Annotated in this window: 13 protein-coding genes; 6 read left to right on the top strand and 7 right to left on the bottom strand. The window is 66.4% G+C overall.

The features are described from left to right. Window positions 1-24: 24 nt before the first annotated feature. Window positions 25-1,176 carry a flavodoxin-dependent (E)-4-hydroxy-3-methylbut-2-enyl-diphosphate synthase gene (gene ispG / locus FG95_RS06745; RefSeq protein ID WP_037554855.1) on the bottom strand — a complete coding sequence of 384 codons (1,152 nt, stop codon included), beginning with the start codon at window positions 1,174-1,176 and terminating at the stop codon, window positions 25-27. 191 nt (window positions 1,177-1,367) lie between these two features. On the opposite strand from ispG, the gene FG95_RS06740 reads away from it, so the two are divergent. The 3 genes from FG95_RS06740 (at window position 1,368) to creD (ending at window position 4,745) form a co-directional block, all read left to right on the top strand. Then, window positions 1,368-2,120 (top strand): TorF family putative porin, encoded by a 753-nt coding sequence (locus tag FG95_RS06740; protein ID WP_037554854.1) that lies wholly within the window; start codon window positions 1,368-1,370, stop codon window positions 2,118-2,120. A gap of 235 nt (window positions 2,121-2,355) precedes the next feature. Further along, window positions 2,356-3,105 (top strand): TorF family putative porin, encoded by a 750-nt coding sequence (locus FG95_RS06735; RefSeq protein WP_037554853.1) that lies wholly within the window; start codon window positions 2,356-2,358, stop codon window positions 3,103-3,105. A gap of 164 nt (window positions 3,106-3,269) precedes the next feature. Beyond that, the gene (gene creD / locus FG95_RS06730) at window positions 3,270-4,745 is read left to right on the top strand and encodes a cell envelope integrity protein CreD (RefSeq protein WP_081933050.1); all 1,476 of its coding nucleotides are present in this window, start codon (window positions 3,270-3,272) and stop codon (window positions 4,743-4,745) included. Window positions 4,746-4,878: 133 nt separating this feature from the next. On the opposite strand, the gene FG95_RS06725 is transcribed toward creD, so the two are convergent. The 4 genes from FG95_RS06725 to FG95_RS06710 form a co-directional block, all read right to left on the bottom strand. Continuing rightward, window positions 4,879-6,027 (bottom strand): alpha-hydroxy acid oxidase, encoded by a 1,149-nt coding sequence (locus tag FG95_RS06725; protein ID WP_037554852.1) that lies wholly within the window; start codon window positions 6,025-6,027, stop codon window positions 4,879-4,881. A gap of 143 nt (window positions 6,028-6,170) precedes the next feature. Continuing rightward, window positions 6,171-7,436 (bottom strand): FAD-dependent oxidoreductase, encoded by a 1,266-nt coding sequence (locus FG95_RS06720; protein ID WP_037554851.1) that lies wholly within the window; start codon window positions 7,434-7,436, stop codon window positions 6,171-6,173. Beyond that, window positions 7,426-9,090: an amidohydrolase gene (locus FG95_RS06715; protein ID WP_037554850.1), complete on the bottom strand. Its 1,665-nt coding sequence runs from the start codon at window positions 9,088-9,090 to the stop codon at window positions 7,426-7,428. The genes FG95_RS06720 and FG95_RS06715 overlap by 11 nt, the downstream gene beginning before the upstream one ends. Continuing rightward, complete coding sequence (locus tag FG95_RS06710; protein ID WP_037554849.1) at window positions 9,087-9,965, bottom strand: NAD(P)-dependent oxidoreductase; 879 nt, start codon at window positions 9,963-9,965, stop codon at window positions 9,087-9,089. The genes FG95_RS06715 and FG95_RS06710 overlap by 4 nt, the downstream gene beginning before the upstream one ends. Before the next feature lie 56 nt (window positions 9,966-10,021). Between FG95_RS06710 and FG95_RS06705 the strand changes: the two genes are divergently transcribed. Genes FG95_RS06705 through FG95_RS06695 form a run of 3 tightly spaced genes read left to right on the top strand, consistent with a single transcriptional unit; the run spans window position 10,022 to window position 12,137 of the window. After that, the gene (locus FG95_RS06705; RefSeq protein WP_037554848.1) at window positions 10,022-11,272 is read left to right on the top strand and encodes a threonine ammonia-lyase; all 1,251 of its coding nucleotides are present in this window, start codon (window positions 10,022-10,024) and stop codon (window positions 11,270-11,272) included. Then, window positions 11,269-11,658 (top strand): acyl-CoA thioesterase, encoded by a 390-nt coding sequence (locus FG95_RS06700; protein WP_037554847.1) that lies wholly within the window; start codon window positions 11,269-11,271, stop codon window positions 11,656-11,658. The genes FG95_RS06705 and FG95_RS06700 overlap by 4 nt, the downstream gene beginning before the upstream one ends. Then, window positions 11,655-12,137 (top strand): GNAT family N-acetyltransferase, encoded by a 483-nt coding sequence (locus FG95_RS06695; protein ID WP_037554846.1) that lies wholly within the window; start codon window positions 11,655-11,657, stop codon window positions 12,135-12,137. The genes FG95_RS06700 and FG95_RS06695 overlap by 4 nt, the downstream gene beginning before the upstream one ends. Here FG95_RS06695 and FG95_RS06690 read toward each other — a convergent pair whose 3' ends face one another. Both FG95_RS06690 and FG95_RS06685 read right to left on the bottom strand, forming a co-directional pair. Continuing rightward, window positions 12,138-12,605 (bottom strand): MarR family winged helix-turn-helix transcriptional regulator, encoded by a 468-nt coding sequence (locus FG95_RS06690; RefSeq protein WP_052182164.1) that lies wholly within the window; start codon window positions 12,603-12,605, stop codon window positions 12,138-12,140. It lies immediately after the preceding gene. Further along, window positions 12,589-13,908 (bottom strand): S41 family peptidase, encoded by a 1,320-nt coding sequence (locus tag FG95_RS06685; protein WP_052182163.1) that lies wholly within the window; start codon window positions 13,906-13,908, stop codon window positions 12,589-12,591. Before FG95_RS06685 ends, FG95_RS06690 begins: the two co-directional genes overlap by 17 nt. Window positions 13,909-14,005: the final 97 nt, after the last annotated feature.

Below are 14,005 nucleotides of genomic sequence, written 5' to 3'. Positions count from 1 at the left end.
GCGCTGGCGTACCGCCTGCGGGCGCTACGCCGCCTTGCCGTGGAGCGTATCCATGCTCACCGCGCTGCCCGCCTCGATCTCGGCCGCCTTCGCTTCGACCAGCTTCACGATGTGCGCGATCATGTCGGCGTCCTCTACATGGTGGTCGGTGACCCCCGACAGGAAGACCATATGCTTGCCGTTGCCGCCGCCGGTGATGCCGATGTCGGTCTCGCGCGCTTCGCCGGGGCCGTTGACGACGCAGCCCAATACCGAGAGCGACATCGGGGTCTTGATGTGCTGGAGCGCCTCTTCGAGCGCCTGGACGGTGCGGATCACGTCGAAGCCCTGCCGCGCGCAGCTGGGGCAGGAGACGACGCGGACGCCGCGGGTGCGAAGGCCCAGCGACTTCAGGATTTCATAGCCGACGCGCACCTCTTCTTCGGGTTCGGCCGAGAGGCTGACGCGGATCGTGTCGCCGATCCCGGCCCACAGGAGGTTGCCGATGCCGAGCGCCGATTTGACCGTGCCGCCGATCAGCCCGCCGGCTTCGGTGATGCCGAGGTGCAAGGGACAATCGACCGCGTCGGCGAGCTGCGCATAGGCGGCGACCGCGAGGAAGACGTCGCTCGCCTTTACCGCGACCTTATATTCGTGGAAGTCGTGGTCCTGTAAGAGCTTGATATGGTCGAGCGCGCTTTCGACGAGCGCCTCGGGACAGGGCTCGCCATATTTTTCGAGCAGATCCTTTTCGAGGCTGCCGGCGTTGACGCCGATGCGGATCGCGCAGCCGTTCGCCTTGGCGGCGCGGACGACCTCGCCGACGCGCTCGGATGAGCCGATGTTGCCGGGGTTGATGCGCAGGCACGCGGCGCCGGCGTCGGCGGCTTCCAAAGCGCGCTTATAGTGGAAATGGATGTCGGCGATGATCGGGATGCGCGACGCGCGGACGATCTTCCCCAGCGCCGCGGTCGAATCGGTGTCGGGGCACGAGACGGGGATGAGGCCCGCGCCCGCCTCTTCGCAGCGGCGGATCTGGTCGATCGTCGCCACCGGATCGCTGGTCAGCGTGTTGGTCATCGTCTGGACGCTGATCGGCGCACCGCCGCCGACGGGGACGTTGCCGACCATGATCTGGCGGCATTCGCGCCGTGCAATATCGCGCCAGGGGCGCAGGCCGGGATTGTGATCGCTCATCGCTAATGGCTCGACAGATGGGGAGATATGGTCGCTCTTTAGCCGGGCGGGGGCGGCTTGGCAAAGCCAAGCGACGGCGCGCGGCTTGTAGCGCGACATTCGCGGCCTTATGCTGACCCGATAAGGGCCACCGTTTCCGATCGCGCCGCGCGGCGCGACCGGCGTTTCGGGCCAGAGATGAAAGACTATTGATGCGTTTTTTCAACACGGCCGGCGCCGGCCTGTTGCTCGCGGCCGCGGCCATGTCGGTCCCCGCTTTTGCCCAGGATGATCCGATTACCGGCGGCGGAGCCCCGCTTTCGCTGTCGGGCGAGGTCGCCGTCGTCAGCGACTATCGTTTTGGCGGCATTTCGCTGTCGGACGAGGAAATCGCGCTCCAGCCGACGCTGACGCTTGCCCACGAAAGCGGCTTTTACGTCGGCGTCTGGGGCTCGACGATGCCCGACAATCCGCTGTCGGGTAAATTCGAATTCGACCTCTATGGCGGCTATGCGACCGAGGTCGCGCCGGGCACCTCGGTCGACGCCGGGGTGATCTGGTACAGCTATCCGGGCAACCGGAGTTGGGCGGGACCGGCCGATTATGTCGAGTTCAGCGGCAAGCTGTCGCACGACATCGGCCCGCTTTCGGCGACCGGAACCGTCGCCTATGCGCCCGCGCAGCGCTCGAAGGGCGACAGCTGGTACTATAACCTCGGCGTCTCCTCAGGCATCCCCAATACTCCGGTCACGGTCCATGCCGGGGTCGGCTATTCCGACGGCTCGCTCGCGCTGACCGCCCCCCCGGGCGACTATGTCGACTGGTCGCTCGGTGCATCCTGTGTCGTCGGCCCGGCGACGCTCTCGGCGCGCTATGTCGACACCGACATCAAGAAAACCGGCGTGAAGGCGGTCGACACGCTTTACGACCCGACGCTGGTACTGACGCTCGGCTTTTCCTTCTGACCGCGCGTCGACAGGCGATTTTGTATAATATAATTTCGCCCAACCCATTTATTCATAGTCAACTGTTGCACAAAAGTCGCATCGTCCCGTTTTAACACGGCGCGCGCAACTTTTTCGTTTGTGCGTCGCACCAAAGTGGTGAAGATCGGCGCACGCACGACGGGACCAGACCCGAAAAGAGGCTGGCAGCCGTGCGGCAGGCAGGGACGATCCATCAACGAACAGGGATCTGTCCATGAAAACTCTTGTCCGCGCGTGCCTTGGCGCGCTTGTCGCCGCGACGGCGATGTCCACCCCGGCCTTTGCTCAGGAAGAAGAAGCCGCCGGCCCGTTCACGCTGTCGGGCGGCATTGCGGTCACGAGCGACTATCGCTTCCGCGGCATTTCGCTGTCGAACGAAAAGGTTGCGGTGCAGCCGACGCTGACCGTCAGCCACGAAAGCGGCTTCTATGCCGGCGTCTGGGGTTCGTCGCTTCCCGACAGCCCCGCCTATGGCAAGTTCGAACTCGACGTCTATGGCGGCTTCAACACCGAAATCGCACCGGGTACGACGGCCGACATCGGCGTGACCTGGTACACCTATCCGGGCAGCGACGACGGCGGCGCGCCGACCGACTATTTCGATGGCATCGGCAAGCTGTCGCACGATATCGGTCCCGTGTCGGTCACGGGGATGGTGGCCTATGCGCCCAAGCAGGATTCGCTTGGCGATCAGGACAATATCTATCTGAACCTCGGCGCCGGATACGGAATTCCGAACACGCCCGTCACGCTGACCGCGGGGATCGGCTATAATGACGGGTCGCTCGGCCTCGTGTCGCCCGACGGCCAATATGTCGACTGGTCGCTCGGCGCGTCCTTCGCCGCCGGCCCGCTGACCTTCTCGGCGCAATGTATCGATACCGATGTTAAAAAGACGGGCGTCAAGGCCGTCGATACGCTTTACGATCCAACCGTGGTCTTTACGCTCGGCGCATCTTTCTGATGCCCTAGCGGGTCGGCGACCACGCGCGAAGGGGACGGCTTCGGGGGAGGCCGTCCCCTTTTTCGTGCGCGAAAGCGCGCGGCGCTTCGCCGCAAGCGGCTTGACGGTGTTCGATGAACCGTGCAAATCCGTCGACGAGTTGAAGAAGACGGAGACGATCGCCCATGCCTCAGACTCCTCAATCCCCCCAGACTGTTTCGGTTCCGCCGGTTCCTCCGGCCCGCGGCGAGCGTAGCCCGGGCGTCAAGCTGGTCATCGCGGTGCTGATCGCGGTCGCGCTGATGGTCCCGCTGCTGATGACCTATGGCCTGCTATGGGATCGCCAGCAGCAGGCCGAAACCGCGCAAGCCTCGATCGGGCAGGGCTGGGGCGGGCAGCAGACGATCGCCGGCCCGGTGATCGTCATTCCCTATCGCGCGGCCGAAACGACGACGGTCAACGAAAATGGCAAGGATGTGACGCGGACGGTCGACACGATCCGCAACCTCTACCTCTCGCCGCAGTCGAACAAGGCCGACGTCGTCATCAAGCCTGAGCGGCGGAAGAAGGCGATTTACGAGACCGTCGTCTATGAAAGCCAGATCGCGGGGAGCGCCGATTTCGTGCTGCCCGCCGATATCGCGCGCTATGGCGTGACGCGTGAGGCGTTGATGCTCGACCGCGCCGAAGTGCGGCTGGGCATCAGCGACGCGCGCGGGCTGGTCGACGGCAACAGTTTGACCGTCGACGGCACCCCGCTCGCGCTCCAGCCGGGAAAAGGGCTGCTCTCGACGGGCAATTCGGGCACTTTCGCTTTCGTCGACTGGAGCGGCGCGGCGCCGATGAAGGTCGATTACCGGATCGGCGTGCGCGGGCTCGGCGATTTCAAACTGATCCCGCGCGGGGTCGACACGCGCTGGACGGTCAAGTCGAGCTGGCCGAACCCGAGCTTCGGCGGCGACTTCCTGCCCGCGAAGCGCGAGGTGACGGCGAGCGGTTTTACCGCGACCTATGCTGTGCCCAATCTCGCGCTCGGACAGGCACAGGTGCTGACCGGCGATCTATCGCCGCCGGTCGCGACGAATTACGGCCCGCGCGAATCCTATAGGGAGCCGGTGCCGGTCGAGGTGACGAGCAACAGCGGCGGCGGAAGCGAGGCATCGGGCGGCACCGCAAAAGCGGTCGCGATCAGCCTGATCGAGCCCGTCGACCTCTACAGCCAGGTCGATCGCAGCATCAAATATGGCTTCCTGTTCATCGGCTTCACCTTCGTCGCCTTCTTGATGTTCGACATCATCGCGGGCGCGCGCGTCGCGCCGGCGGAATATCTGCTGACCGGTATCGCTTTGGTGCTGTTCTTCGTACTGCTGCTGGCGTTCGCCGAGGTGATCGGCTTTACCTTCGCCTATATGGTCGCATCGGCGGCGATCATCGGGCTGCTCGCTTTTTACAGCGCGGCGGTGCTGAAAAGCTGGAAGCGCGCGCGCTTCCTCGCGGCAATGCTGATCGGGCTCTACGCGCTGCTCTATGTCCTCCTGAACCTCGAAGCCTATTCGCTGCTGATCGGTTCGGTGCTGATGTTCTTCGCCCTCGCCGGGGTGATGTATATGACGCGGGGCATCGACTGGAGCGGGATCGGCAAGAAGGAGACGGTGGCATAGCTTCTATCCTCCCTGTCGCGTAGCGATGGGGAGGTGGCAGCCCGCAGGGCTGACGGAGGGGCTGCAACCGTGCGGCCCCTCCACCGCCTTCGGCGGTCCCCCTCCCCACGGCTTCGCCGCAGGGAGGATCATTTTACCGCCACCGCAAATTATGGGGACCGAGATCCGCGAGGGTCCTGGCCCCCATCAATTTCATGCCGCGTTCGATCTCGGCGCGGAGCTGCGCGATCGCGCGCGCGACGCCGTCCTCGCCCGCCGCCGCGAGCGCATAGAGATAGAGGCGGCCGCCCGAGCAGGCCTTGGCGCCGACCGACAGCGCTTTCAGCACATGCGTGCCGCGCGTGATGCCCCCGTCGCAGATCACCTCGACCTTGTCGCCGACCGCGTCGACGATGTCGGCGAGCGCGTCGAAGGGCGCAATGCTGCCGTCGAGCTGTCGCCCGCCGTGGTTCGAGACCATGATCGCACTCGCGCCGATGTCGACCGCGCGCTTGGCATCCTCGACCGCGACGATGCCCTTGAGGCAGAAGGGACCGTCCCACTGTTTGCGGATCGCCTCGGAGCGCTTCCAGTCGACGCTCTGGTCGAGCATCGAGGTGAAATATTCGGCGACCGATTTGGGGACGCTCGATCCTTCGGAGACGTGCGTCGCAAGATTGGGCAGGCTGAACTTTTCGCGGAGGACATAGTTCAGGCCCCAGCCGGGTTTGGCAGCATAGGAGAGCATGTTGCGCGCGGTGAAGCGCGGCGGCGAGGTGAAGCCCGAGCGCAGGCAGCGTTCGCGGTTGCCGCCGACTATGGTATCAACGGTGAGCGCGACGGCGTCGAACTTCGCCTCGCGCGCAGCGTCGAGCATCGCCCGGTTGAGCCCTTCGTCATGATGGACATAGAGCTGGAACAGCTTGGGGGCGCCCGTCAGCGCGCCGGCTTCGGCGAGGCCGATCGTCGCGAGGCTTGAAATGCCCGCGACGGTGCCCGCGTTCGCCGCGGCGCGGAGCACCGCGCGCTCGCCCTGCCAGTGGAAGAGCCGCTGGAGCGCGGTCGGCGACAGGAAGAGCGGCATCGCGATCTCGCGCCCGAACAGCGTCGTCTTCATGTCGACGCTTTCAACGCCGGCGAGCACGCGCGGGATCAGGTCGCAGCCGTCGAACGCTTCGCGATTGCGGCGGCGCGTGACCTCGTCGTCGGCGGCGCCGTCGATATAGTCGAACACCGGCCAAGGCAGGCGCCGCTTCGCGAGCGCGCGGAAATCGTCGATATTGTGGCAGTCGGTCAGGCGCACGCTAAACTTACCTCCCCAAATCGTCATCCCGGCGAAGGGTGTTCAGAGGCACGTGACTATGAAACACGATCTCACCCTCTCGGTTTGCCGCCCCGGCGAGATCCCGACCTTCGCCGGGATGACGAGCAAGAGGGCTGGGCTCATCAGAACACCGTCCGCGCCGCGACCGTGCCCTTGGTCGCAAAGCTGAAGCGCGGTTCGACCGCGAGGTTCGCGTCGAGGATATGCGCGGCGACGCGCTTGCCCACCGCGGGGCCGTTCTTGAAGCCGTGCCCCGATCCGCCGCCGACGAGCCACACGCGTTCCTGCCCCGGGAAGCGGTCGATCAGATAGTCGCCGTTCGAGCTATTCTCATATTGGCAGACCCGCCCGCCGAGCAGCGGGGCGTTGGCGAGCCCGGGGAAGCGCCGCGCGACATAGGCGCGCGCTTCGGCGATGCCGGCGGGGGTGAGCTGGCGTTCGAGCGTGTCGGGGTCGATGACCGGACCGTGCGTGTCGAACGCGATCTTGAACCCCGCGCCTTCGAGGTCGGGGATACCGTAGACGATGCGGCCGTTGTTGAAGTCCGCCCACACCGGAAGTTCCTGCGGGGCAAAACGCGTGTCTCCCTGTGGCGCGCCGAAATGATAGACTTCCTGCCGCGTGGCGACGATCTTGTTCATCAGCTGCTGCGGGAAGAGTTCGGCGATCCACGGACCCGCGCAATAGACGAGATGGTCGGCGGTGCCGCCGTCGGGGAGCGTGTGGCGCTTGATCCGCTTCGAAAAGAGGGGCGCGGGCATGACGACGCGCTCGACCTCGATCTGGGCGTCGGCGATCACCTCCTGCACCCCGCGCGCGGCGATCAGCGCCCCCGCCTCGGTTTCGAGGATGCCGGTTTCGCCCTGATAGAATTGGATCTGGCGATATCTATTCTGAAGCCAGCTGACGTCGCCATGCTCGTGGCCGACGCGGTTCGCCTGCAACCAGGCGAGCGATTGCGCGGTATAGGTCTCGCCCTGCGGTGCGAACCAGAGCACGCCGGTGTTGTGAAAGATCGGCGCGCTCGCGGTGTCGGAAAGCTCCTTCCAATATTTAAGCGAGTCGCGCGCCATCTCCGAATAGAGCGCGTCGGCGCCATAACCCATGCGGATGACGCGGCTCGTCCCGCCCGACGAACTGCGCGCGTTGCCCGCGCCATAGGCGTCGAAGAGGCGCACCGACCTGCCCGCGCGGAGGAGGTGCCACGCGGTCCACGCCCCGAACACGCCCGCGCCGATGATCGCGACGTCGACATGCTGGACCTTGGGCTTTGCCGGTTTGCGCTTTTTCGAGCGGCGTTCCTTGCGCTCGGCCGCCGCCGCGCTCGCCGCGACCGGCAGCGCCGCGAGGCCGGTCAGCAGCGCGCGGCGCGAAGGACTATCGGCCAACGGTCGCGCCCTCCTTCTGCTTGTAATAGCGATAGCCGCCGACCCAGGTTTCGAGTGGTACCATGCGGCGGATCTCGTCGGGGCTGGCGAGCAAAGGGTCGGCGTCGACGATCAGGAAGTCGGCGCGCATCCCGGGCATCAGCGTGCCGATGCGGTCCTCGGCGAAGCCTGCATAAGCCGCGGTGCGCGTGAAGCCGTCGAGTGCGGTCTCGCGGCTGACCGCCTCCTCGGGGCGCCAGCCGCCGAAGGGCTCGCCCTTCGCATCGGTGCGCGAGATGGCGGCGGCGATGCCGGGGAAGGGGTTGGCGCTTTCGACCGGGACGTCGGAGCCGAAGGCGAGGCGGACGCCCGCATTCTGGAGGCTGCGCCACGCATAGGCGCCCTTCAGGCGATCGGGGCCGAGGCGCGCTTCGGCCATCACGCGGTCGCTCGGCTGGTGGATCGGCTGCATCGAGGCGATGACCTTGAGCTCGGCGAAGCGCGCGATGTCGGCGGGGTCGATGACCTGCGCATGTTCGATGCGCCAGCGTCGCTCGCCGGGAAGATCGGCGGTGAGGTCGGCGATCGCGGCGAGCGCCTCGGCATTCGCCGCATCGCCGATCGCGTGGATCGCGACCTGGAACTTGTCCATCGACGCGCGCACCATCTTGTTGCGAAGCTGCGCCGGGGTGAGGAGAGGCAAGCCCTTCTGCCCGGGCGCGTCGGCATAGGGCGCTTTCAGCCACGCGCCGCGCGAGCCCAAGGCACCGTCGAGATAGAGCTTCACCCCGACCATCCGCAGCCGGTCGTCATAGAGCCACGGCGTCGGTTCGGACCCGGCGATGATCGCCATATTGTCGATGTCGCCGCCATAGGAGAGGATACGCACCGCGAGCTGTTTCTTGTCGCCCGCGCGGCGAAACGCCTGCCAGTCCTGAATGGTCGTGCCCATGTCGGCGATCGTCGTGATGCCCTGTTCGAGCAATTTCTGCTGCGCCAGATAGAGCGCGCGGTCGAGGTCGCGCGCGAGCGGTTTGGGCTTGGCGCTGTCGACGAGGCGCATCGCGGCGTCGACGAAGACGCCCGACGGCGTGCCACCCGCCATTTCGATGCGGCCGCCCTCGGGCGACTTGCTCGCGGGGGTGATCTTCGCCGCCGCCATCGCGGCGCTGTTCGCCCAGCCGGCGTGGCCGTCGACGCGTTCGAGCCAGACGGGGCGGTTCGGCACCGCGGCGTCGAGATCGGCGGCGGTCGGGAAGCGGCCAAGGCCCCATTTCTCCTGATTCCAGCCCGACCCGATGATCCACGGCATTTCGGGATTTTCGGCGGCATATTTGCGGATCGCCGCCTGCGCCTCGGCCAGGCTGGTCGTGTCCGAAAGGTCGAGCAGCATCAGCTGGAAACCCAGCCCCATGACATGGCCGTGCGCGTCGATCAGCCCGGGGATGAGGGTCTTGCCCCTGCCGTCCTGCTTGAAATCGGGGCGTTCGGGGCGCTTGTCCTTGCGGTCGAGCAGCTGCTTCACCTTGCCCTCGGTATCGATGACGAGGCCGGTGAAGCGGACGAGCTTGCCGTCCTTGTCGAGCGTAATGCCGTTGACATTGTCGATCAGCGTGTCGGCGTGCGCGGGGGCGGCGAGGGTGAGGGCCAAAGCGGCCAGCAGGAGGCGCTTCATTTCGGCAACCGCGTCACGAGCGAGCTCGTATCCTTTCGGCCGCCGCCGGCCCTTTGTACATCGGCGTAGAATTGGTCGACGAGGCTGGCGACGGGCAGCGTCGCGCCGTTGACGCGCGCTTCGTCGATCGCGAGCCCCAGATCCTTGCGCATCCAGTCGACCGCGAAGCCGAAGTCGAACTCGTCCTTCGCCATCGTGCCCCAGCGGTTGAGCATCTGCCAGCTCGCCGCCGCGCCGCCCGACACCGCCTCGAACACCTTGTCGGTGTCGAGCCGCGATGCCTGCGCGAAGCGCAGCGCTTCGGAAAGGCCCTGGATCACCCCGGCGATCGCGATCTGGTTGACCATCTTCGTCGTCTGCCCCGCGCCGGGGCCGCCGATATGCACCATGCGCGCGGCATAGGCCTGCATCACCGGCGCGGCGGCATCGAACGCGGCCTTGCTGCCGCCGCACATGATCGAGAGCGTACCGTTCTGCGCGCCCGCTTCGCCACCCGAGACGGGAGCGTCGAGGCAGAGCAGGCCGAGCCCGTCGGCCTCGACCGACAGCTGGCGCGCGATGCGCGCCGAAACGGTGGTGTGATCGACGAACAGCGCGCCCTTCTTCATCGCATTGAACGCGCCGTCGCGGCCGAGCGTCACCTGCGCGAGATCGTCGTCGTTGCCGACGCAGGTCAGGACGACATCGGCGTGCTTCGCGGCCTCGGCCGGGGTCGCTGCCGCGGTTCCGCCATGCTGCCCGACCCATGCATCGGCCTTGGCGCGGGTGCGATTATAGACGGTGAGGTTATGGCCCGCCTTGACGAGGTGGCCTGCCATCGGTCCGCCCATGACACCTGTACCGATGAAGCTGATACGCAATTTTCGTTCGCTCATGCGCAGTCCATAGCATTGTTTGCTTCGTGCGCCAGATGGGCTAGGGCGCTTCGCCTATGACCGATCAACTCACCCTGACCCCCGCCGCCGATTTTCCGGCGATCACATTGGACGATGTGCGCGCGGCGGCGGGGCGAATTAACGGTGCGGTCGTGCGGACGCCGACGCTGCATTCGCAGACGCTTTCGGAGCTGGTCGGCGCCGAGGTGTGGCTGAAGTTCGAGAATCTGCAATTCACCGCCGCATACAAGGAGCGCGGCGCATTGAACGCGCTGCTGCTGCTCGACGACGAAGCCAAGGCGCGCGGCGTGATCGCGGCGTCGGCGGGCAATCATGCGCAGGGGCTCGCCTATCATGGCAAGCGGCTCGGCGTGCCGGTCACGATCGTGATGCCGAAGACGACGCCGCAGGTGAAGGTGTCGCAGACCGCGAGCCACGGCGCCGAGATCGTGCTGTTCGGCGAGAAGTTCGACGACGCCTCGGCGCATGCGCGCGTACTCGAGAAAGAGCGCGGACTGACCTTCGTCCATCCGTTCGATCACCCGCATATCGCCGCGGGGCAGGGGACGGTGGCGCTCGAAATGCTCGAGGATGTGCCCGAACTCGACACGATGATCGTGCCGATCGGCGGCGGGGGCCTCCTCACCGGCATGGGCACCGCGGCGCGCGGGATCAAGAACGACATGCGGCTGATCGGCGTGCAGGCCGAGCTTTATCCGTCGATGTATGCCGAACTCAACGGCGTCGACATGGCGTGCGAGGGCGACACGCTCGCCGAAGGCATCGCGGTCAAGGAACCGGGCGTCTATACGCGCAAGATCGTCGCCGAGCTCAACGACGACATCGTGCTCGTCGCCGAGCGCCATCTCGAGCGCGCGGTCAGCCTCCTGCTCCAGATCGAAAAGACCGTCGTCGAGGGCGCGGGCGCCGCGGGGCTCGCAGCGATGCTCGCGCATCCCGAGGAGTTCAAGGGCCGCAAGGTCGGTCTCGTGCTCACCGGTGGCAATATCGACACGCGGCTGCTCGCCAACGTGCTCTTGCGCGACCTCGCGCGGTCGGGCCGCATCGCGCGGCTGCGCATCCGGTTGCAGGACCGGCCGGGCGCGCTGTTCAAGGTGATGAAGCTGTTCGACGAGAAGCAGGTCAACATCATCGAAATCTATCACCAGCGCATCTTCACGACGCTCCCTGCGAAGGGGCTGATCACCGACATCGAGTGCGAGGCGCGCGACCGCGAACATCTCGACAGCCTCGTCGCCTCGCTCCGCGATGCGGGTTATATGGTGACCACCGTCGAACTCGCATGAGGGAGTTCACGCTCGAACTCACGGCAACGCCCGAGAGCATCGACGAGCTCGGCCATGTCAACAATGCCGTCTGGGTCCAGTGGATCCAGCAGGTTGCGACGGGGCATTGGAATGCCGCGGCGCCTGAGGCGCATAAGGACGCCTATATCTGGGTCGTGGTGCGCCACGAGATCGACTATCTGCGCGCGCTCGGCCCCGGCGAGACGGTGACGGCGCGGACCTGGGTCGCCGACAAGCCGCAGGGCGCGAAATTCGACCGCTTCATGGAATTCACGGGGGCCGACGGAAAGGTGCATGTGCGGGCGCGGACGGTGTGGGCGCTGCTCGACAAGGCGAATGGGCGGCCGCTGCGCGTGACCGATGCGATCCTCGCGCCGTTTCAATGATCATCCGGCCCGCCACGCAAGCAGACGCCCCTGCGATCTGGGCGATCCTCGAACCGGTGATCCGCGCCGGCGAGACCTATACGCTGGGTCGCGACATGCGCGAGGCCGACGCGCTCGCCTATTGGTTCGGCACGGACAAGGAGGTGTTTGTCGCCGAGGCCGATGGCGCTATCCTCGGCACCTATTATCTGCGCGCCAATCAGGCGGGGGGCGGCGCGCATGTGTGCAATGCGGGCTATATGACGGGCGCGGCGGCGACGGGGCGCGGGGTGGCGCGGGCGATGTGCCTCGATTCGATCGAACGCGCGAAGGCGCGGGGCTTTCGCGCGATGCAGTTCAATTTCGTCGTGAGCAGCAACGCCCGCGCGGCCCGGCTGTGGCAGTCGCTGGGGTTCGAGGTGGTCGGGCGGCTGCCGGGGGCGTTCGCGCATCCGACCGAGGGTTTCGTCGACGCGCTGGTGATGTTCCGGACGCTGTGACTATTCTCTGAAGCGTTCGCCGAGCGGTTTGGCATCGAGCGCTTTCAGCGCCTTCGATATCGTTCCGTGGACGTCGCCGACCTCTGCGAAGAGCGCGCGATAGACCTTGCTTATCCGCACGCTATAGGCGTCGATGCGGGCGAGCTGGTCGCGGCCGGCATCGGTCAGCCGGAAAATCTTGCGGCGCGCGTCGGCGGGGTCGGGGTGCTGGGTGATCAGGCCGAGGCGGAGCAGCGCGGGGCATTTCTGGACGACCAGCTGGTGCGACTGGCCGAGCGCGCGCGCGAGGTCGGCGGCCGAGGCTTCGCCGGCCTTGCTGAGCGCGGTGAGCAGTGAGCAGGACCGCACCGGGACGGTGATGCCCGCCTGGTCGAACAGCGGACGCGTCTGTTCCTCGATCCGGTCGCTCAACGCTTCGCTGAGGCGGCCGAGGAAGGTGATGTCGTCGAGATCAGTCGAGGCGGGCATAGGTTTGGGTCGTTCCGTCGCGGTTGATGCGTTCGAGGGCGGCGACCTTGCCGCCTTTGCGCACGATGCGAAAGCGGAAGTCGCGCACGCCCTCGATCGCGAGCAGGTCGCCGCCGAGCGGTTCAAGGGCCAGGCGGAGGCGCTCGCGCCAAGTGTAGAGCAATTTGCCGCCCACAAGGTCGATCCGCCGTCCTTCGTAGCGGCCGGCGATGGCCTTGAGCGCGGCGGGGGTCGGCTGCGGGCGTTCGGCAAGTTCGGGCGCGAACCAGTCGGCGTCGGCCCGTTTCGCCGGATCGGCCTTGGCAAGATCGGCGAGGGCGAGGCGGTGCGCGACGGCGAGCGCGTCGGCGGATGCGACCTGATGATCGGGCGTGACGCCCTGCCCCTCGAAATCGCCGCGGTCGACGGGGTCGCGGATCTGGCCGATCGGGACCTGCAGGAAAAAGTCGGTGCCGACGGGCTTGCGGTCGACCGGATGCGCCCCGCCCGCCGTGCGTTCGCCCACCAGCGTCGCGCGGCCGAGTTTCTTGAGCGTGTAGGCGAACCATTCGGCGGCAGAGAAGCTGGTCGAGCCCGTGAGGACATAGACGGGTTTGCCGGTCAAGCGTTTTGCAGGCAGCGCGGGGAGCACCCATTGGCCGCGCTCGACGCGGCGGCCGTCGAGCGTGTAATCATAATCGAACAGCTCCTGATCCTTGTCGCCCGGGAAGAGCTGGCTCGCGAGCAACTGGGCCATCTCCAGATGGCCTCCATTGTTATAGCGCAGGTCGTAAATCACCGCGTCGCCATTCTCGATAAAGCGCATCGCCGCCGCCGCGGCGTCGTAGCCGGGTTCGGGGTCGGCGAAATGCGACAGGTCGACATAGGCGATGTTGCCGTCGAGGTAGCGAAGCCCGGCGAAACCGAAATTCTTTCGAATCTCTTCGCGCCGTTCGGCCTCGCGCAGCGCGGCGGCGCGCACGGGGTCCTGCTTCGCGGCATAGTCCGCGACCCATACGGGATCGACCCCGACCGCGAAATGCAGGTCGCCCGACGCGGCGATCAGATCGTCGGTCAGCTCGCGCGCGAGGGCGGGGCGGTCGCGCGCGGCGTCATAGTCGCCGGCGTCGAGATGGCGGCGCAAGGTTGCGGCGATCGTCCTGGCCTTGTCGGGGTAGACATAGTTCGTCTCCAGCGTCTGGCCGAGTTGCTCGACCACCGCCCGCCGGTCGGCGGCCGAGAGCGGGGCTTCGTCCGTCGCGGCAACGGTCGCCAGCCATGCGGTCGTGGCGGCGAGAAGGAGGGGCCAACGCTTGTCGTTCATCCGAATTCCTGTCTGTCATGCGAATCATACAATATATTGCGCAATATATTGTATATATGGACGGCGCAAGCGGGCCTCGATGATCGAGGCGGCGCGA

Origin of the sequence: Sphingopyxis sp. LC363 (genome assembly GCF_000756385.1) — a bacterium.
Classification (GTDB): Bacteria; Pseudomonadota; Alphaproteobacteria; order Sphingomonadales; family Sphingomonadaceae; genus Sphingopyxis.
This window is presented reverse-complemented; position numbering and strand designations above follow the sequence as displayed.

Coding starts and splice junctions, on each gene's coding strand:
- FG95_RS06735 (WP_037554853.1), top strand. CDS start 2,356: ATGAAAACTCTTGTCCGCGCGTGCCTTGGCGCGCTTGTCGCCGCGACG.
- FG95_RS06715 (WP_037554850.1), bottom strand. CDS start 9,090: ATGAAGCGCCTCCTGCTGGCCGCTTTGGCCCTCACCCTCGCCGCCCCC.
- FG95_RS06710 (WP_037554849.1), bottom strand. CDS start 9,965: ATGAGCGAACGAAAATTGCGTATCAGCTTCATCGGTACAGGTGTCATG.
- FG95_RS06690 (WP_052182164.1), bottom strand. CDS start 12,605: ATGCCCGCCTCGACTGATCTCGACGACATCACCTTCCTCGGCCGCCTC.
- FG95_RS06705 (WP_037554848.1), top strand. CDS start 10,022: ATGACCGATCAACTCACCCTGACCCCCGCCGCCGATTTTCCGGCGATC.
- creD (WP_081933050.1), top strand. CDS start 3,270: ATGCCTCAGACTCCTCAATCCCCCCAGACTGTTTCGGTTCCGCCGGTT.
- FG95_RS06740 (WP_037554854.1), top strand. CDS start 1,368: ATGCGTTTTTTCAACACGGCCGGCGCCGGCCTGTTGCTCGCGGCCGCG.
- FG95_RS06700 (WP_037554847.1), top strand. CDS start 11,269: ATGAGGGAGTTCACGCTCGAACTCACGGCAACGCCCGAGAGCATCGAC.
- ispG (WP_037554855.1), bottom strand. CDS start 1,176: ATGAGCGATCACAATCCCGGCCTGCGCCCCTGGCGCGATATTGCACGG.
- FG95_RS06685 (WP_052182163.1), bottom strand. CDS start 13,908: ATGAACGACAAGCGTTGGCCCCTCCTTCTCGCCGCCACGACCGCATGG.
- FG95_RS06695 (WP_037554846.1), top strand. CDS start 11,655: ATGATCATCCGGCCCGCCACGCAAGCAGACGCCCCTGCGATCTGGGCG.